At 62.6% G+C, this 17,811-nt stretch carries 17 protein-coding genes; 9 read left to right on the forward strand and 8 right to left on the reverse strand.

The features are described 5' to 3' along the window. Nucleotides 1-10 precede the first annotated feature (10 nt). Genes ECTHA_RS0106405 through moeA form a run of 4 tightly spaced genes read left to right on the forward strand, consistent with a single transcriptional unit; the run spans nucleotide 11 to nucleotide 3,938 of the window. Nucleotides 11-904: an AEC family transporter gene (locus ECTHA_RS0106405; RefSeq protein WP_025281840.1), complete on the forward strand. Its 894-nt coding sequence runs from the start codon at nucleotides 11-13 to the stop codon at nucleotides 902-904. Nucleotides 905-961: 57 nt separating this feature from the next. Then, nucleotides 962-1,624: a molybdenum cofactor guanylyltransferase MobA gene (gene mobA, locus ECTHA_RS0106410; RefSeq protein ID WP_025281841.1), complete on the forward strand. Its 663-nt coding sequence runs from the start codon at nucleotides 962-964 to the stop codon at nucleotides 1,622-1,624. Then, a complete protein-coding gene (moaA, locus tag ECTHA_RS0106415; RefSeq protein ID WP_025281842.1) occupies nucleotides 1,621-2,625 on the forward strand; it encodes a GTP 3',8-cyclase MoaA in 1,005 nt (334 codons plus the stop codon). The genes mobA and moaA overlap by 4 nt, the downstream gene beginning before the upstream one ends. Before the next feature lie 38 nt (nucleotides 2,626-2,663). Next, a complete protein-coding gene (moeA, locus tag ECTHA_RS0106420; protein WP_025281843.1) occupies nucleotides 2,664-3,938 on the forward strand; it encodes a molybdopterin molybdotransferase MoeA in 1,275 nt (424 codons plus the stop codon). A 16-nt stretch (nucleotides 3,939-3,954) separates the two neighbouring features. On the opposite strand, the gene ECTHA_RS0106425 is transcribed toward moeA, so the two are convergent. From ECTHA_RS0106425 to nagZ, 4 genes are all read right to left on the reverse strand, one after another. Further along, a complete protein-coding gene (locus ECTHA_RS0106425) occupies nucleotides 3,955-4,707 on the reverse strand; it encodes an S-methyl-5'-thioinosine phosphorylase (RefSeq protein ID WP_025281844.1) in 753 nt (250 codons plus the stop codon). A gap of 68 nt (nucleotides 4,708-4,775) precedes the next feature. After that, a complete protein-coding gene (locus tag ECTHA_RS0106430) occupies nucleotides 4,776-5,333 on the reverse strand; it encodes a hypoxanthine-guanine phosphoribosyltransferase (RefSeq protein WP_025281845.1) in 558 nt (185 codons plus the stop codon). A gap of 96 nt (nucleotides 5,334-5,429) precedes the next feature. Continuing rightward, nucleotides 5,430-5,798, reverse strand: coding sequence for a DsrE family protein (locus tag ECTHA_RS0106435; RefSeq protein WP_025281846.1), 369 nt, complete (start codon nucleotides 5,796-5,798; stop codon nucleotides 5,430-5,432). A gap of 100 nt (nucleotides 5,799-5,898) precedes the next feature. Then, nucleotides 5,899-6,945 (reverse strand): beta-N-acetylhexosaminidase, encoded by a 1,047-nt coding sequence (gene nagZ / locus ECTHA_RS0106440; RefSeq protein WP_026623604.1) that lies wholly within the window; start codon nucleotides 6,943-6,945, stop codon nucleotides 5,899-5,901. Between the two features lie 89 nt (nucleotides 6,946-7,034). Here nagZ and ECTHA_RS0106445 point away from each other — a divergent pair, with 89 nt between their 5' ends. After that, nucleotides 7,035-7,871, forward strand: coding sequence for a succinylglutamate desuccinylase/aspartoacylase family protein (locus ECTHA_RS0106445; RefSeq protein WP_025281847.1), 837 nt, complete (start codon nucleotides 7,035-7,037; stop codon nucleotides 7,869-7,871). Between the two features lie 438 nt (nucleotides 7,872-8,309). Continuing rightward, entirely contained in the window at nucleotides 8,310-8,591 is a 282-nt protein-coding gene (locus ECTHA_RS0106450; RefSeq protein WP_025281848.1) for an Lpp/OprI family alanine-zipper lipoprotein, read from the forward strand. Nucleotides 8,592-8,758: 167 nt separating this feature from the next. On the opposite strand, the gene ECTHA_RS0106455 is transcribed toward ECTHA_RS0106450, so the two are convergent. The 3 genes from ECTHA_RS0106455 to ECTHA_RS18935 form a co-directional block, all read right to left on the reverse strand. Then, nucleotides 8,759-10,837, reverse strand: a complete 2,079-nt coding sequence (locus tag ECTHA_RS0106455; protein WP_025281849.1) for a TonB-dependent receptor family protein — start codon at nucleotides 10,835-10,837, stop codon at nucleotides 8,759-8,761. 115 nt (nucleotides 10,838-10,952) lie between these two features. Then, nucleotides 10,953-11,162: a hemin uptake protein HemP gene (locus ECTHA_RS17290; RefSeq protein ID WP_238624858.1), complete on the reverse strand. Its 210-nt coding sequence runs from the start codon at nucleotides 11,160-11,162 to the stop codon at nucleotides 10,953-10,955. A gap of 253 nt (nucleotides 11,163-11,415) precedes the next feature. Then, nucleotides 11,416-12,039: a hypothetical protein gene (locus ECTHA_RS18935; protein ID WP_025281851.1), complete on the reverse strand. Its 624-nt coding sequence runs from the start codon at nucleotides 12,037-12,039 to the stop codon at nucleotides 11,416-11,418. Nucleotides 12,040-12,212: 173 nt separating this feature from the next. Between ECTHA_RS18935 and ECTHA_RS0106470 the strand changes: the two genes are divergently transcribed. Next, nucleotides 12,213-14,318: a TonB-dependent receptor plug domain-containing protein gene (locus ECTHA_RS0106470; protein WP_025281852.1), complete on the forward strand. Its 2,106-nt coding sequence runs from the start codon at nucleotides 12,213-12,215 to the stop codon at nucleotides 14,316-14,318. A 6-nt stretch (nucleotides 14,319-14,324) separates the two neighbouring features. Here the strand turns inward: ECTHA_RS0106470 and ECTHA_RS17300 are convergent, their stop codons facing one another. Next, nucleotides 14,325-15,638 (reverse strand): diguanylate cyclase, encoded by a 1,314-nt coding sequence (locus ECTHA_RS17300; protein WP_025281853.1) that lies wholly within the window; start codon nucleotides 15,636-15,638, stop codon nucleotides 14,325-14,327. A 141-nt stretch (nucleotides 15,639-15,779) separates the two neighbouring features. On the opposite strand from ECTHA_RS17300, the gene ECTHA_RS18940 reads away from it, so the two are divergent. Further along, the gene (locus ECTHA_RS18940; RefSeq protein ID WP_128571906.1) at nucleotides 15,780-17,291 is read left to right on the forward strand and encodes a GGDEF domain-containing protein; all 1,512 of its coding nucleotides are present in this window, start codon (nucleotides 15,780-15,782) and stop codon (nucleotides 17,289-17,291) included. A 164-nt stretch (nucleotides 17,292-17,455) separates the two neighbouring features. Next, nucleotides 17,456-17,803, forward strand: a complete 348-nt coding sequence (locus ECTHA_RS0106485; protein WP_128571907.1) for a hypothetical protein — start codon at nucleotides 17,456-17,458, stop codon at nucleotides 17,801-17,803. Nucleotides 17,804-17,811: the final 8 nt, after the last annotated feature.

Genomic DNA, 17,811 nt, shown 5'->3' on the forward strand with positions numbered 1-17,811 from the left:
TCCTTGCCTCATGACCACACTGCAGATCCTCATCCCCACCTTTGCCCTGATCGTTCTGGGCTTCCTGCTGAAACGACACGCCGCCTTCAACCAGGGCTTCTGGTCCGACCTGGAATGGTTGATCTACTACATCCTCTTCCCGGCGTTGTTGTTTGGCTCACTGGCCCGGCATCCGCTGGAGATCCAGAGCGCCGCCGGGATGATCTACACCGGGTTCATCTTCATGCTGGGGGGCATGGCCCTGGGCTATCTGGGGCAGCGGTGGATGCGGCTGGGGGAGCGTGAATTCGCCTCGGCTTTCCAGTGCGCCTTCCGTTTCAACTCATATATCGGCTTTGCCATTCTCGGCGGACTTCATGGGGCTGAGGGTGTGGCCGTGTTCGCCATCCTGACCGGCTTCATGGTACCCCTGGCCAATGTAGGTGCCGTGTGGGCCCTGGCCCGCCGTGGCAACCACGGCCTGCTGCGGGAACTGGCCCGCAACCCCCTGGTGCTCTCCACCTTTGCCGGTCTGGCCTGGTCCATCACTGGCTGGCCCCTGCCGACGATGCTGGATACCTCGTTGGGCTTTCTGGGTGAAGCCGCCCTGCCCCTGGGGCTGATTGCCGTGGGGGCCGGCCTGCGCCTGGCGGGGGTGGGCCGGCATGCCCCGGCCATTGCCTACCTGACCGTGGTCAAGCTCATCGCCGTGCCGGCCATCGCCCTGGGCGCCGCCATGCTCCTGGGGGTGAGTGGCGTCTATCTGGCCGCCGCGCTGGTTCTGGCCGCCCTGCCCACGGCCTCTTCGGCCTATATCCTGGCCGTGCGCATGGGCGGCGACGGACAGATCGTGGCCGCCCTGATCGCCACGCACACCCTGGCGGCGGCCATCACCTTGCCCTTGTGGCTGTTATTGATCGGCTGAGGATGAGGTTGCGGTTACTCAAGCCCGCCGGATCGGGTTACACTCCGATATAACCTTATGACCCAACCCACGCCCATAGCGCCCACTCCAGCCTCCGTCACCGGCGTCATCCTGGCCGGTGGCCGGGGCGAGCGTATGGGCGGGCGCGACAAGGGCCTGGTGGATCTTGCCGGGCAACCCATGGTGCGTTGGGTCATGGACAGGCTTTCGCCTCAGGTGGACAGGCTCATCATCAGTGCCAATCGCCATGCAGATGCCTACGCAAGCTTCGGTGCCCCCGTGGTGGCCGACACACAGCCCGGCTTTGCCGGCCCCCTGGCGGGCATCGCCGCGGCGCTGAGCGCCACCACCACGCCCTGGATACTCACTACCCCCTGCGATTGCCCACAACTTCCCGATGACCTGCTGCAACGACTGTCTCGGGCCCTCCAGGCTCAGGGCGGGAGGCTGGCCATCGCCCATGATGGTGAACGCCCGCAGCCCGTCTTCGCCCTGTTGCACCAGTCGCTGCTGCCCGACCTTGAGGCCTTTATCAGCGCCGGTGAACGCAAGGCCTGGATCTGGTGCCAGCGCCATCATGCGGCCGTGGCCGATTTCTCTCACTGCGCCCGGGCCTTCACCAACATCAATACACCCCAAGAGCATCGCCTGTTGGCTGCCACGCTCCCCACCGGCCAATTACCCGGGATGCCCACGCCGCCGGAGGACCGCGCCTCATGAGTCCAACACCCCCGCCCGCCCTCGTAGACCGGTTTGGACGCCGCGTGAACTACCTGCGGATTTCCATTACCGATCGCTGCGATTTTCGCTGCGTGTACTGCATGAGCGAAGACATGCAGTTCCTGCCCCGAAATCAGGTACTCACCCTGGAAGAGATCCAGCAGATCGCCCAGGCCTTTGTGGCGCTGGGAGTGGACAAGATCCGCATCACCGGTGGCGAACCCCTGATACGGCGGGGCGTAACCGGGCTGTTCCGGGGGCTGGGCAGCCTCCCCGGCCTTGAGGAACTCACCCTCACCACCAATGGCTCCCAGCTGGCCCGTCACGCCCCGGCGCTGCGGGCTGCAGGCGTCCGCCGCATCAATATCAGCCTGGATAGCCTGCGACCAGAGCGCTTTCGACGCATCACCCGGGTGGGCGACCTGCAACGGGTACTGGATGGCATTGAAGCAGCCCGCGAGGCGGGCATGGAGCGGGTCAAGATCAACAGCGTGATCCTCAAGGGCCGTAATGAGGACGAGATCATCGACCTGGTGGACTTCTGTCGTGACCGGGGCATGGATATCAGCTTTATCGAGGAAATGCCCTTGGGCGTGAATCCGGATCACGACCGGGCTGAGGTGTTCTATTCCAGCGATCGGGTACGGTCCGATATCGAGGCCCACTACCCCCTGATCCCCACCACCGAATCCACGGGCGGCCCGTCCCGCTATTTCCGTCTGGGCGATGGCCCCACCCGGGTGGGCTTCATCTCGCCCCATAGCCACAACTTCTGCGGTGACTGCAACCGGGTGCGGCTTACCGCCGAGGGGCGCCTGCTGCTTTGTCTGGGCCAGGAGCACTCGGTGGACCTGCGCCGTGTGGTGCGCGAGCACCCCGGGGATTCCCGGGCGCTGACCCAGGCCATCATCGACGCGATGCAGATCAAGCCGCAGGGACATGCCTTTGATCTGAGCGTCAAGCCGGTGATCCTGCGGCACATGAGCGTGACCGGTGGATGACCGCCTCAAAACTCACCACACAACCCGGGGTTCAGACCATGACTGAAGCCAACACCCGTGCCGCCTCGCACTGCCACGATGATCACGACCCGGACTCCATGACACTGCACCAGGCCCGGCAACGGATGCTCGAGTCCGTGAACCCGGTGACTGGTCACGAACGGCTTGGCTTGCGGGCCGCCCTGCACCGGGTGCTGGCCGAGCCGGTCCTGGCCCCCATTGCCGTGCCCGGCCACGACAACGCCGCCATGGACGGCTACGCCCTGCGCGGCGCCGACCTGCCCGGGCAGGGATCGGTGCGACTGGAACTGATGGGCACCGCCTGGGCCGGCAAGCCCTACACCGGCTCTGTGGGCCCAGGCGAATGCGTGCGCATCATGACCGGTGCCATGGTGCCGGAAGACTGCGACACCGTGATCATGCAGGAGAAGGTCACGCGCGAAAGCGATCAGATCATCATCCCCGCCGGGCCGCGTGCCGGCGAGAACATCCGCCGTGCTGGCGAGGATGTGCAACAGGGTCAGACGGTGCTGGACGCCGGAGCGGCGATCACCCCGGCGCGTCTGGGCCTGCTGGCCTCCCTGGGGCTGGTGGAAGTCACCGTGCGTCGCCGCCCGAGAGTGGCCTTTTTCTCCACGGGCGACGAGCTCACGCCCCTGGGTCAGCCCCTGCCACCCGGAGGCATCTACGACAGCAATCGCCACACCCTCTTTGGCATGCTCACCGCATTGGGCGTGGACGTGCTGGACATGGGGGTGATCCCGGATGCCCGCGAGAGCCTGAAGGCGGCCTTCGAGGATGCGTCAACCTGCGCTGATGTGGTGATCAGCACCGGTGGTGTCTCGGTGGGAGAAGCAGACTATATCCGCGACATCTTGGGTCAGGTGGGCCAGGTGGACTTCTGGAAAGTGGCCATCAAGCCCGGCCGTCCTCTGGCCTTCGGTCGCGTAGGGGAAGCCGTTTTCGTGGGCCTGCCGGGCAATCCGGTCTCGGCGGTGGTCACCTTTCATCAACTGGTTCAGCCCATGCTGCAACGGATGATGGGGATTGCCGAACCCGGGCTGCCCCCGCTGTTCCCGGCCACTTGCCAGAGTGCGCTGAAGAAGCGTCCGGGGCGAATCGAGTTTCAGCGCGGGGTGCTGGAGCGGGATGAGGCGGGGCAGATGCAGGTCCGGGCCACCCCGTCCCAGAGCTCCGGCGTGCTCAGTTCCATGAGCGAGGCCAATTGTTTCATTGTGCTGGAGATGGAGCAGAACCAGGTGGCGCCGGGCGAAACGGTGCAGGTGCAACCGTTCTGGGGCGTGCTGCCCTGAGGGACACCCACCGGACCTACATGGTCGGAATCACCGCCTCCAGGAGACGACGCACGTTCACCATGGCCTCGCTGACATTCTTCTCCACATCCTCCATGGAAATCTCCCCGGCGCCTTCGCCACGACCAGCGGCCCAGTTGGCCACCACGGCGCAGGTGGCATAACCCAGCCCCAGTTCCCGGGCCAGGCCCGCCTCGGGCATGCCGGTCATGCCCACCACGTCGCAGCCGTCCCGCTCCAGTCGGTCCACTTCGGCGCGGGTTTCCAGACGCGGGCCCTGAGTGGCGGCATAAGTCCCGCCATCATGGGCATCGAGCCCGATGGACCGGGCGCTGGCCAGCAGGCACTGACGCAATTCCGAACAATAGGGCTCGGTGAAGTCCACATGGGTCACATGACTCAGGTCTTCCTCGAACAGGGTGTGCCCCCGGGACCAGGTGTAGTCGATGATCTGATCGGGAAAGACGATCCGGGGCGGATACATCTCGGCGGTGATCCCCCCCACGGCAGCCACCGCCACCACACGACTGATGCCGGCATTCTTCAATGCCCAGAGGTTGGCCCGGTAGTTGATGCGGTGCGGGGGGATGGTATGCCCATAGCCGTGGCGTGCCAGGAACATCACTTCCCGCCCGGCCAGCACCCCATGGGTGATGGGCCCGGAGGGCTCGCCATAGGGGGTGTGCATCACCTCGCGGCGGGTGATTTCCAGGCCATTGAGGGAGGTCAGGCCGGTGCCACCGATGATGGCAATGGTGCTGTCAGTCATGGATCTCTCTTACTTTGGGAAAATTCGGGCCGCCCGCTGGCGGCGAGGATACGGTCAGGACACCCCGCTCAACATCCTTTCACGGCGTAGATGCCGTTGGCGTTGCGCAGGTATTCCTTGTAGTCCATGCCATAACCGAAGACATAGCGGTCTTCCACTTCCACGCCCACGTAGTCGGCCTCCAGACCGGGCACGCGGCGATCATGATGCTTGAGGACCAGGGCCGCGCTGTGAACCGCGCGGGCCCCCTGCCGACGGCAATACTCCAGGAGGCCGGCCAGGGTATGGCCCTCATCCAGGATGTCGTCCAGGACCAGGACGGTGCGATCCTTGAGTTCTATCTGGGGTTCCATGATCCAGTGCAGGGTGTCGCCCCCCTTGAGTTCGCCTCGATAACGGGTGGCATGCACATAATCCACCTGCAGCGGAAAATGCAGGCGGGTCAGCAAGTGACCGGTGAAGACCACCCCACCAGTCATCACGCAGAGCAGCAAAGGGTTCTGATCCTTCATGTCCCGGGTGATCGCCTCGGCCATGTGGTCGATCGCCGCCTCCACCTGTTGCTTCGAGACCAGACAATCGGCTTCGGCGTAGACCTGTGCGACGTGCTCCGGGGTAACGGACATGACAACCCTTTGTGTTTGCTGCGTGTTTGCTGCGTGAAGTGATCGATCAAGCCATGATCTCCTCTCCCGGGTGAGAGAGGAGACCCGCAAGACAACTCAGTAGGTGAACGTCACCGTATCATCATCCATGGCCTCGCCGATGACGTAGGCCCCACCCACGGTCTCGTCCACTTCGGGGATCATATCATCACCCCAGAGATCCAGCGTGGGCGTGCACACCTTGAACGTAACGCCCGCCTCGTGGGCATCCTTGATGAAATCGTAAACGGACTTGGGGCTGCCTTCCTGCACGAACAGGTTCTCGGCCACCCCCTTCTTGGCCAGCTCCCCGGCACGGCCGGTCATGACCACTTCCACGTCATATTCCATGGCCGCTGCCACGGTGGCCTGGAAGAAGGGAGCCCCCAGCTCAGAAGGGTTCTTGGGATCGGTGTTGACCATGATAATTAGTAATTTGTCGGCCATTCTCTTAACTCCTTTGGTGGTTCAGGCGGCATTATAGGCAGGCTATTCCACTCCCGCCAATGCATAAGCCCGGCTTATTCACGGATCAGCCAAGCCCTTGTCACACCGGCAATTCCATGTTTGACGAGTCGTCCATGGACCCCGCCAGGGCCACGGCGGCCTCCCAGTCCGGATCCTTGCGAAGTGCTTCCCAGGTCGGCGCCCGCCGACCGTGCATCCTGGCCAGCCTGGCCATGGCCACGGGTGCCTCGTGACCCGCCAGGGCATCCAGCGCCTGGGCCGCACCGTCGGGATGATTGCATACCAGCATCATGTCGCAACCGGCAGCCTGGGCCTTGAGCGCCCGCTCGCCGTAGTCCCCGAAGGTCTCGGTGGCCGCCATGCTCAGATCATCGCTGAAGATCGCCCCCTGGAAACGCAGCTGCCCACGCAATATGTCCCTTAACCAGTAGCGCGAGAACCCCGCCGGCAGCCCGTCGGCCCGGGAGTACACCACATGGGCAGGCATGAGCCCGGCGATGCCCTGCTCGATCAGCCGCTCGAAGGGCAGCATGTCATCAGTGAGGATATCCCGCTGCGGTCGCTCGTCCACCGGCAATTCCAGGTGGGAATCGGCGCGTACGCCGCCATGGCCGGGGAAGTGCTTGCCCACTGCCTCCATGCCTGCCGAGCGCATCCCCCGCATCCACTGCACGGCCAGATCGGCCACCACATGGGGCGAGCGATGAAAGGCGCGATCCCCGATCACACCGCTGCAGCCGTGGGCCAGATCCAGCACCGGTGCAAAGCTGAAGTCCACGCCGGCGGCGCGCAACTCCGCCGCCATCAGCCAGCCCAGCAGGCGGGATCTGCGCCGTGCCTCAGTGGGGTTCCTGTCGTACACTTCACCCAGGCGGGCCATGGGGGGCAGCTTCGTGAAACCTTCACGGAAACGCTGTACCCTGCCCCCCTCATGATCCACCGCCACCAGCAGATGCGGATCCCGCAGGGCATGGATCCGGGTCACCAGTTCGGTGAGTTGCTCCACCGACTGGAAATTTCGGGTGAACAGGATCACCCCACCCGCCATGGGATGGCATAACAGGCGTTGCTCGGCGGCGGTGAGGGTGGTCCCCTCAAGATCCAGCATCACGGGCCCCAGGGGCATGGCAGCTTACTCTTGCACTCGGGATCGAGACCCGCGATTGTAACGGATAGCGCTCCAAGGGCCACACAACCCAGAAGGATCGGATGCCGATGGCAGATCAAAGCACCCCAACCGCCAACCCGGTTCACGACCTGGGACCCGCCGAAAGGCGACCCCGGGTGGCACTGGTCAACCCGGGGGGCGAGGCCAACATCAACGGCCAGTTCGTGCTGGGGCGCCTCAGCGCCTTTCTCACCAGCCTGGAATCGGGCGAATCGCCCCGGGGGCGCCTGCGGGAGCGCATCCTCATTGCCCCCTGCCCTGGGTCCGACCAGGCCCGGAACGTTGCCGAGCAGACCCGTCAGGCCTTTTACCGGGTGGAGGTAGGCCACGGGGCGGACGGCATGGATGCCCTGCCCCAGGTATTTCTCATCAATCCCAGCGACGATGAACGATCATCCGCCTGCCTGTTCGGCCTGGCTGCGGTGATCGAACACCCGGAACACATGAATGGGGACGCCCCCTGGCTGCCCGCCTGGCGGGAAGCCGGCGGCGAGAACCTCTATCTCAAGGCCGGCCGCGCCGGTGAATTGCAGCCGGCCCTGTGCGAGCGCCTGTTCCGGGCCCTGGTGACCTTTCTCACCCATGCCGAGGTGATTCAGGACATCAGCCTCGCGGAGGAGGAGGATGACCTGCACTATTTTGGTGAGAAACAGGTCTTCGAACTCACCAGCGACGCCCGCGGCCTGTTCGTGTTCCGGCAGGATCCGGGGCACTGGCTCCATGGCGGTGACCTGATCGGCTATCTCTACGATCGCGGCACCGGTGCCCTCATCAAGGAATTCAAAACACCCGTGAGCGGCCTGTTGACCTCGATCCGGCGCAATCCGCTGGTGGAGGCCGGCTCGCCCGTGGCAACGGTCAGCCGCCTGGAGCGCGAGGACTGACGCGCCCACAAAAAAACGGGGCATCCGAAGATACCCCGCAAGCAGGAGGAGTGAACGAGATGACCGACAAGGCGGTGATGCATATCTTGCCAGACACTCAAGGATGAGCAACCGGCGTGCCAAATCATAACTCACTGATTCAAAAGGACTCATCGATTCCTTTGGAGCATCAGCTCGCACCAAAAGGGTGCAACCATTCGGGGATTCGCGCAGCAATGATGCACCGCGGAATTTCCGGTTTTGTGAACGACTTACAAGAGTGATGACCCGGCAGTATTGATATTCCACTTGACCTGTTACACTCAAGTGGCGTGAATTTTTTCAGAATTCAGTCCGATGGAGTCATGGCCACCGCGCCTTGGGGCACCCCCGGGCTGGAGCCATACATGCCCCGAAAAACAACGATCCTTTGTAATGGAGGTTACGATGCGTAAAGGTATGATCAGATTTGCCGTGGTTCCCGCCGCCGCTTTCGCTCTGGTGCTGAGCACCGGCTGTGCCACCACCCAGAATATGGAAGAACATCGTCAGATGATCGACAACGCTGGCGTCACCGCCGACCGCGCCCTGCGCACCGCCGAGGGGGCCCAGTCCAGTGCCGATAGCGCTCAGCGCACCGCGAATGAGGCCAACCAGAAGGCCGACCGCGCCCTGGAAGAAAATGCTCGCCTGCGGGAGATGATGCAGCGCATGGAGCGCACCATGGAGCGTGGCAAGTAAGCAGGCTCCCTGCCTGTCGTGATTGTGCGTGTCATGATTGACTGACACGCAAAACAGACCGGGCCCGCCAAGTGAATGGCGGGCCCGGCCTTTTTTATGCCTGAACAGCAACCCAGGTGAGGGGGCGGAGGGCCTGCCCCCCGCCCCCTGCACCCTGGATTCAATACTCAGAAGCGGTACTTCGCACCGAGTTCAAAGCTGCGCTCCGGCCCCACATAGATGCCCTGCCGCAGACCCGAGATATAACGCTCATCGGTCAGGTTCTTGACGGCACCAAAGACACTGAACTGCTGATTGACAGCATACTGCCCGGTCAGGTCGACCGTGTAGTAACTGGAAAGCAGTCCATCCCGATGATTCTCAGGATCGATCTCCTTACGGTTGCGGGCCTCGCCATAAACTTCCCCTGTGTAGTTCACAAGCAGGGCCGCCTCCAGCGGGCCTGTGTGATAAGCCAGCGTCAGATTACCCATCCATTCCGGGGAATAAGACAGTCGGTTCCCAGCATCTACGTCCTTCTCTGGAATACCGGATCGAAATTCAGCAGTCGGGATCCAGGTTAAATTACCATCCAGCATGAATCCATTTCCGAAATCATACCCGACAGCACCCTCTACGCCTCTGATCCGAGCATCACCCTCTTTGGGGTCGGCGATGGCCGATATGCCGGGTTCCACATAGTTCGAGAAATCCATATTGAAGGCAGCGACTTCGTAGCGCATGGAACCGGTGGCGCCACGAACCCCGATCTCGATATTGGTGGATTTTTCGGGATCGGAGACGAGATCCGGATCCAGGGCATTGGCCACCTGCGGAGGCGCCATCGCCCGGTGAATGCCACCGAACAACTGTGCCGACGGATTCAGCCGATAGGTTGCACCAATACCCGGAAGGAAATGGGAATCAGAAAATGAACCGTCATTGTCGGCGTTCCTTCTATCCTCTCGCTCGACCTTATAGCGTTCTGTACGCAATCCTGCGGTGATGGAGAGGTCCGAGGTCACGTCAAAACGGTTTTGTGCAAAAAGCCCAATATTGGAGGCACTCAGGGTGCGATCCTGCCTCAAGTCACCGGCTTGATGGGTGGTGTCGTAGCGCAAGGCAAAAGGAGTGTTTCCTGCGTCGATATCAAGCATCTCCTCTTCCATGTACCGGATACCAAACTCAGCCTCGTTATTGATACCAAACGTTTCGTGATTCAACGTCAAGCGTGAATCGACCCCGATACGCTCGAACTCACGGACGGCGCCGCGAAAAGCGTTTCTATTGTCAGGACCGTAATCCCAGACTGTCACCCCATCAACCTGCTTGGTGCCGTCAACGTTTTGCCTCCAATAGCCACGATCCATCTCGCTCCAGTAAACCAGCGTTCTCAACTCGGCATCCCGGTTGATCTGCCATTCATGGTTCACATCAAACGATGTTCGACTGGTGAGATAATAGTCATCCGGTGCGGGATTGAATGTCTTGCCCGCCTTGTAGGCATCCTCAAAGAGTCCGCGGTACGAGATATTGGCCTCATTGTCGTAGTAGACAAATTTCGCACTGATGTACTGGTCTTCACCAATGGCCGTGCCTGCCCTGACCATCACATCGGTCATGGTGTAACCCTTATCCATCCAGCCATCACTTTCGGCGCGGGTGGCGATGATGCCGAAGCGGGAATCGCCACTGGGGGAACTGCCGCCGAGCTCCGCGACCACCTCCTGGGTATTCCAGGAGCCCACCTTGCCGCGGACGGACACACCATCCTCAGGCATTCTGGTCTGGAAGTTGATAACACCACCGATATTGTTGGGTCCATAACGCAGGGAGGAGGCGCCCTTCAGGACTTCAACCCCTTCCATGCGCTGCACCCGGGGATTGTAGTACCTGGAGTTACCGATAAATATCCCGGGCTGGACCGGCACACCGTCCTCCAGCACCAGGGTCTTGAAATCGCCGGCGGGGATGCCGCGCACACCAAAATTGGTCACTACCGCAGACTCTTCCTCGCCCTTGATATAGACACCCGGCACCCTGCGCAGCAGATCCTCGGTGGAGCGAGGCTGGATGCGATCCACATCCTCCTGGGTCAACACATTCACCGCGGCTGGAATCCTGGCCCGCTCGGCTTCGGTTTGTCCGACGACATCGATGCGGGGCAGCTGGAATGCCCTTTCCTGAGCCATGGCCGTGCTCACGCTCCCCATCGTGCCGAGTGCCAAGGCCACCGCAGTGACCAGCGAAGTATTTTTGACTTGCACAGTTAAGACTCCAGCGTTTTAGTATGTGTCGAGAAAATGGCTGGCTTGAAGTCCAGGGACTTCTGGCTGGCTGGCGGATAACTGCCGGGGACGTGAGGCCTGCCCCGGCATTCAATCATTTCGTCAGAATCAGTTTTCCCTTACTGGTGACACGCAGGGTGTAGATCTCCCCCATGTGCTCGATCTGCAACTGCCGCCTGCCCTGCAACAAGCGCTGACTGGACAGCAGATCCGCACGACCGGAGGACAACCCGGAATGGCCGGCTCCCTCCTGCGTGCTGAGGGCATCGGGCATTGCCGGATGCTTGGGATTATGCTGGCTCATCGGATGATCTCGCGGACGTCTTCGCAGCGCCCGGTGCCCGGCGGGCACCCACCGCAGCCAGACACCTCCAGGGCAGTGGCGCTATTGTTGTTGATAATCAATCCTATTGTCAAATCCTATCAGGACGCATTTGGGAACTTTTCACGGAGAGATCAATACAGGGCGCCCGCCGAAGGCCAGTCAGCAAGGGGAAATCAGGGAAGGAGCCCCTCTCCCGCTCGCGGGAGAGGGGCTGGGGTGAGGGCCAGGCCGCTCAGTTCCGCCGCCGCGGCACCACACTGGCAGGGTGCAGATCACACCGCAATTGCCCACGCAGGAATCGATGACCCTCGATCCGCTCGCTCAGCCCCCGGCGATAATCACTGGTGGTGCCCACCACCTGGGCACAGGCGGCGGCATGGGTTTGATACTGCCCCGAGCGGGGGCACAGGGTGAGGCGCGTGCCATCAAAATGGGCATACCCCGTGCCGCGACGACGCACCCGTCCGTCTTCCACGGCCTGCATCTCGAACCCCCATTCCATGCCCTGCACCACATCCAGGGCCAGGGGCTGCACGCTGCGCCAACTGCCGCCCAGATAGGCTTCGGCCTCCCTCAGCACACATTGAACCCGTTCACCGAATCCCGCCTCCTGACGCCGCACCTCCAGCTCCGCCCTCTGCCTGGCGGCCTCCTCCTCACGGGCCCGGGCCTCGGCGGCCCGCTGCTCCGCGCGAGCCTGATCCAGAGCCGCCTGCTGCTGACGGGCCTGCAAACGTTGCTCCGCTGTCATGGCCTCCCATTGTTCTTCGGGGATATCCAGGGGATAGCGGGTGGCGCACCCCATCAGGAGCACGACGATCGACAGGGTGATCAGCAGAGCGGGTATGGTTTTCATCAGTTGCCTCATTGGTGGGAACAGGTGCCTGGCACGGCCGCGATAACCCCACAGATTAAATCGTGTAATTTCCATGATAAATCCATATGATTCCGCCTGATAAGCCCGCCTGGCCGCCCATGGGCACCGAAGAAGCGGGTGATGACAAACAGCCACCTTGAGGAAGAGAGCCCATGCGTCTGCGTGCCCTCACTGCACTGATCACCACCTCTGCCCTCCCCGTCACGCTCCTGGCGGAGACCTCCGTCACCCTCCCGCCCATGACGGTCACGGCCAAGGGCTATGAAGCCGCCATCACGGAGACCGCCGCCGCGGTGAACGTGATCGAAGGGGATGCCGTGCGGTGGCGCCAGGCGCGCACCCTGGGCGATGTGCTCCGGGGAGAGCCGGGGTTGTCGGTGGCGGTGGACGGCTCGGTGGGCGTGGATCCCATCATTCGGGGGCTCAAGCGTGACCAGGTACTGGTGCTGGTGGACGGCGTTCGCATCAATGCCATGCAGCCCCCGGCCCGGGGATCGCTGGCCTCGTACGTGAACATGGACCTGGTGGAACGCATCGAGGTGATCCGGGGACCCAGCTCGGTGCTGTATGGCGCCGGTGCCATGGGGGGCGTGATCAACATCATCACCCGCGGTGGCGGCATGAGTGCGGAGCCCGAGACCCGGGGCTGGACGAGCCTGGGCTACTCGTCGGTGGACACCGGCATTCGCGGCTCCCTGGGGGCATCCGTATCGGGGCCACGCAGTGTGCTGGATGTATCCGCCGCCTATCTGGATACGGACGACTATCGCACTGGCGAGGGGGAAAGGCTTCGCGACAGCGGCACTGAACAGCAGGCGGTGCATCTGCGTTACCGGGTGCGGGTGACCGACGGCCACGAACTGCAGTTCCGGGCGCAGCGGGATCGGCGGGAGGATGTGTGGTATCTGGCGTCGCGGCGTTTTCTGGAAGAGGCATTCGAGCCGCCGGCAGGACAAGGCTTGCCCCAGCCCCAGGGCTTGAACACGCACTACACGCCCCGGCAGACCCGGGATCTGCTGGAACTCAGCTACGACGCGGACCTGGGAGGCGCATGGGGCAACCAGCTATCCGCCTCGGTCTACCGCCAGGAACTCACACGAGGTAATTACGACTGGAACCGGGAACGACGGACCGACTACCGAACCTCCGACACGGATTTCACCACGGATGGCGTCAGGATTCAGTGGGAGTCCTCCCCCCTGCCTCGGCACGTGCTCCTGGTCGGCGCGGAAGCCTGGCGGCTGCAGGCCAGCCCGGTCTCCTATATCGGCTTTCCCCCGGATTATGATCCCGTCAATGAATTCCAGCTGATCGACCAGGGACGTCTGGAATCGCGAGGCCTGTTCATCCAGGACGATATCCACCTGGACAACGTCACCATCTCGCTGGGTGCCCGCTACGATGAGGTGCAGGGTCGCGCCCGTGATGCCCTGGGTGTTCCGGGGCCGCTGGATAGCACTGACTACAACCTGTCCTGGTCCACGGGCATCACCTGGTATGTCGACGACGCCTTCACACCCTATGCCAGTCTCTCGGAAGGCTATCGCTCAGCCGGCCTGCTGGAACGTTACCTCACCTATGCCTACAGTGATGGCTTCACCTGGCTGAGCAATCCCCAACTCGACCCCGAACGCAACCGCACCCTGGAGATCGGCGCCCGCGGCGAGCTGGGCAACACTCGCTACACCCTGGCGGTGTATGAGAGCCGAATCAAGGATCACATTGGCGGCCAGGTGGTCAGCCCCGGCCTGAAACAGACCGTCAACCTGGACGAAGCCCGCATCCGTGGCGCCGAGTTCAGCCTGGAGCACGACCTCACCGATCGGCTCACGGCACTGGCCAGCGGTACCTGGCTGCGCGGGGACAACCGGGATTCCCGGTTTGACGAACCCCTCTACCAGATGCCCCCACCGGAACTCACCCTGGGCCTGCTCAGTGGCGCACCCCGGGGCTGGCAATGGGAGGCGCGACTGCGCGCCGTGGCCTCACAGGATCGGGTGGCGGAACGCTTCAGCAACGGCAGCGAACGCGAGACCGGCGGCTTCACCACCGCCGATGTGCGGGTGGGTTACCGCTTCGGGCCCGGGGGCGGCTTCCGGGAACAGGCACTCACCCTGGCGGTGACCAACCTGGCGGACCGGAATTATCGGGAACACGTCAACGAGATGACGGATGAGCGCCTGGCCAGTGGGCCGGGAGTGCAGGAATTGCGGGCACCGGGCCGCAGCCTGGGCGTGACCTGGGTGGGAGAATTCTGATCAAGCTCAGTTGCGCTCCTGCGCCCCTGAGCTTGACTCCGCGACCGGGGTGGCCACCACCCTGTTGCGGCCCGACTCCTTGGCCTGATACAGGGCGTTATCTGCCTCGTGAAGCATCTGTTCCAGGCTGCTTCCCAGGCGGGTGGTAACCCCTACGCTCAGGGTAAGTTTCACGCACTCGCTGTCCAGACAGAACTCCATGCTGGCCACCGCCTGACGCAGGGTCTCGGCCAGCGCGATGGCCGTCTTGTGATCAACGTCCTGCGCCACCAGACAGAACTCCTCGCCACCGTAACGCACCAGGATATCCGAGGCACGCGCCCGAGCCTTGAGCGCCTTGGCCACCTGGGTGAGCACCTCGTCTCCCCCGAAGTGACCGAAACGATCATTGATGTGCTTGAAGAAATCCAGATCCATCAGGATCACGCCCAGACCACGCCCACCCCTGCGGGCTGCCTCGTGCAGCATCTGTCCGGCATCGGCCAGATATCGGCGATTGAACAGGCTGGTCAGCGGATCATGGTTGGCGGCGTTTTCCATCTCCTGGATCAGTTCGATCAGGGCCACGTTCTGATTGACCCGCACGAAGAACTCCTCTTCCAGGAAGGGCCGTGTAATGAAGTCGTTGGCCCCGGCCTTGAGCTGACGGGCTGAAAGGATGCCCGAGCCATGATTGGACATGCCGATGATGCACAGCCGGGTGCGGCAATAATGTTGGCGAACCCGGGTGATCAGGGTGATGCCATCCATGCCGGGCATGTGCTGATCGCACAGCATCAGGTGAATCTGATCGCCCCGCTCTTCCAGCAGTTTCAGTGCGCTCTGCCCATCCTTTGCCTCCAGCAGCCGGTAGCCGTAGCGATGCAGCAGAGCCATGAGGTAGGCTCGAGCGGAGGTGGAATCATCCACCACCAGCACGCCAATGTTGCGATTACGATGGATACGCTCCACCGAGCGCACCACATGGTCGATCTCGGAGAGATTGTCCTTATTGATGTAATCGATAATGCCCAGATCAATGAGCCTGTCCCGCTCATCGTCGCTGACACCTGCCGTGAGGACCAGAACCGGAATGCCCTGATCAAGCACCCAGGGAACCACTTCCCCGTCCGGCGCATCCGGCAGATTCAGGTCCAGCACGGCGAGGAAGAACTGCTCGGCACCTTCCTCAAGTGCCGCCTTGGCCTGGGCCAGGGAGCCGGCCACTCTTACCTGAAGATCGGGCAACTCAGCGATCTTGTTGGCCAGCAGACCGGCCACCGAGCGGCTGTCCTCGACTACAAGGACATGATGGCCGGTTTCTCTGTAGATCTGTGGCATGTCGAGGGAGCCCGTGTCGGGGCGATAGACTGGTATCATGGTAAAGAATTGTAGCGAATATAACACCCCGGCCCCATCGGATCACCGGTTCGGGTGGCCAAGATGGCAGCCCTCCGCGTGGGGATACACTGACACTTATCCGTGATTCACAGCGTCAAGCCAAACATACTCATGGTCTACCTGGTGGCGGGCCTCAGTTGCCTGCTGCTCACGACCACCTTCTATCTGGGCGGCTTCAAGCCCCTGGCGGATCGCCTGCGGTCGGGACATGAAGCAGAGATCGAGTTCTCCATGCGTGCTTCCCAATGGCTCGTACAGGGGGTTCTCGACCGTCACTTTGCCCTGGCACGTCAGACCGCCAGCCGGACCGCCATCCGCCAACGACAGGTAGAGCACCTGCAAGGACGCATCTCCCTGGAAACCCTGCGTGGTTTCAGCAACCCGAAGCTGGCCGACGCCCTCATTGCCAATGACGAGCTGCTGGGCATTGAGCGCCTCGGGCCGTCGGGGGAGCGGTTTCTGCAGGTCGGCCTGTTGCCAAACGAAAGCCCCGCCGAGGCCTGCCTGGCACGAGAGGACTCCGGTATCCATTTGCTTGAACCCATGCCGCTGGGTGAGTACCAGGCACTGGTTTACTGCTCCCCCATCATCGACCCTGCCGCCGGCTGGGTGGGCTCGGATCTACTCTACGTGAACGCCAGCGCCCTGAACGCGGTCATCGAAAGACCCCAGGAACGCGATCTGCGGACCATGACCTTTGGCCTGGCCGGTCCGACCGGGGACATTCTCTTCTGGCCACGAACCCAGGCACCGATGGACTCATTGGAGGCGTTCGAGCGCTTTCGACGGGGGCAAGAACAGACATCCAGCCATCTCGTCCGCGTCCTGGACCTTGAGGGCACGAACTGGCAATTGTTCGCCGTGGTGAACGAGCAGCGTTTCTTCGCGGAGACCAACGAACAGCTGGGTCGCCTCACCCTGATACTCGGGCTTTTGGTCCTGGTGATCTTCGTCCTGACCGTCGCCACTCTGCGGCCCATCATCCGAACACTGGTCGAAGCCCACGACCTGGCGGACCGGGCTCAGCGGGATGGCATGACCGGCCTGTTCAACCATGCCCATATGCAGGAACTGGTGGAACGGGAAATTCAGCGCAGCCGCCGCTATCGCAACGCCTTCTCCCTGCTCATGCTGGACATCGATCATTTCAAACAGGTGAACGACACCCATGGACATCCGGTGGGTGACGAGGTTTTGAGCCATATCGCCCAGATTCTCACCGATCTGGCCCGACAACCGGATCTGGCTGCCCGCTACGGGGGCGAGGAGTTCCTGCTCGTCATGCCGGAAACGGGTCCGGAAGGAGCGCTGATGGTGGCCGAGCGCCTGCGCCAGGAGATCAAGGACAATCCCGTGGAGGTCGGCGGCACGCACATCCCGATCACCGTGAGCATCGGCGTGGCCAGTTGCCCGGCTCACACGCCGCCGCCTTCCCGGCAGTCCATGATCCGCATTGCCGACGAGGCCCTGTATGCCAGCAAGCGCAATGGGCGGGATCGGGTGACCCAGCAGGTGATCGACGGCAAGACATCACGTTCGCTGCGGCGCGTGGAGGGGCCTCATCCGGATGGGCGGAAAAAAGAGGGCTCCTGAATACCCCCTGTCCCCGGCCGGTAACCACGCATGCAACCTTGTCCGTACAGAAATGAGGGGTATTCTTGAGCCAGCGCTTGGGGCAAAATAATGCCCTTTCGGATCATCCTGCCCTTGACAATCGGCCCATCGCCCTGAGCCGCAAACATCCATTGAGAGACACCATGCCCGCAAGAACACGCATCATCCTCCTGAGCATCGCCGCTTTGATCACCATCGTCTTTCTGCAACCGCTGCTCACCTTGCTTGGCGGCCTGATGGTGCTCGCCCTGGTCGGCACCCTGATCTTCCGCGATCTGCCGCTGGACACCCAGGACGCCATCGAAGAATACGTGAACGCCTGGCTACAACGTGCCCGGGATGGCTTCTGGCCTTCCAGCCAGTCCCGTCACGATGATGATCCGGTCCTGATGGTGGAAGAAGAATACGAGGAGAAGCCCGCACCCAAGCCCCGCGCACGTCGCAGCCGGGCGCGGAGCAAGAGCACCTCCGGGAGCAGCACCACTTCCTGAAACAACGG

Origin of the sequence: Ectothiorhodospira haloalkaliphila ATCC 51935, assembly GCF_000633935.1 — a bacterium.
GTDB classification, from domain to species: Bacteria; Pseudomonadota; Gammaproteobacteria; order Ectothiorhodospirales; family Ectothiorhodospiraceae; genus Ectothiorhodospira; species Ectothiorhodospira haloalkaliphila.

Excerpts from the sequence above, each read along its gene's own strand:
- ECTHA_RS0106485 (WP_128571907.1), top strand. The coding sequence starts at position 17,456 with ATGCCCGCAAGAACACGCATCATCCTCCTGAGCATCGCCGCTTTGATC.
- ECTHA_RS0106470 (WP_025281852.1), top strand. The coding sequence starts at position 12,213 with ATGCGTCTGCGTGCCCTCACTGCACTGATCACCACCTCTGCCCTCCCC.
- ECTHA_RS0106450 (WP_025281848.1), top strand. The coding sequence starts at position 8,310 with ATGATCAGATTTGCCGTGGTTCCCGCCGCCGCTTTCGCTCTGGTGCTG.
- ECTHA_RS18935 (WP_025281851.1), bottom strand. The coding sequence starts at position 12,039 with ATGAAAACCATACCCGCTCTGCTGATCACCCTGTCGATCGTCGTGCTC.
- ECTHA_RS0106425 (WP_025281844.1), bottom strand. The coding sequence starts at position 4,707 with ATGACTGACAGCACCATTGCCATCATCGGTGGCACCGGCCTGACCTCC.
- mobA (WP_025281841.1), top strand. The coding sequence starts at position 962 with ATGACCCAACCCACGCCCATAGCGCCCACTCCAGCCTCCGTCACCGGC.
- moeA (WP_025281843.1), top strand. The coding sequence starts at position 2,664 with ATGACTGAAGCCAACACCCGTGCCGCCTCGCACTGCCACGATGATCAC.
- nagZ (WP_026623604.1), bottom strand. The coding sequence starts at position 6,945 with ATGCCCCTGGGGCCCGTGATGCTGGATCTTGAGGGGACCACCCTCACC.
- ECTHA_RS0106405 (WP_025281840.1), top strand. The coding sequence starts at position 11 with ATGACCACACTGCAGATCCTCATCCCCACCTTTGCCCTGATCGTTCTG.
- moaA (WP_025281842.1), top strand. The coding sequence starts at position 1,621 with ATGAGTCCAACACCCCCGCCCGCCCTCGTAGACCGGTTTGGACGCCGC.
- ECTHA_RS0106445 (WP_025281847.1), top strand. The coding sequence starts at position 7,035 with ATGGCAGATCAAAGCACCCCAACCGCCAACCCGGTTCACGACCTGGGA.
- ECTHA_RS0106430 (WP_025281845.1), bottom strand. The coding sequence starts at position 5,333 with ATGTCCGTTACCCCGGAGCACGTCGCACAGGTCTACGCCGAAGCCGAT.
- ECTHA_RS17300 (WP_025281853.1), bottom strand. The coding sequence starts at position 15,638 with ATGCCACAGATCTACAGAGAAACCGGCCATCATGTCCTTGTAGTCGAG.
- ECTHA_RS17290 (WP_238624858.1), bottom strand. The coding sequence starts at position 11,162 with ATGAGCCAGCATAATCCCAAGCATCCGGCAATGCCCGATGCCCTCAGC.
- ECTHA_RS0106435 (WP_025281846.1), bottom strand. The coding sequence starts at position 5,798 with ATGGCCGACAAATTACTAATTATCATGGTCAACACCGATCCCAAGAAC.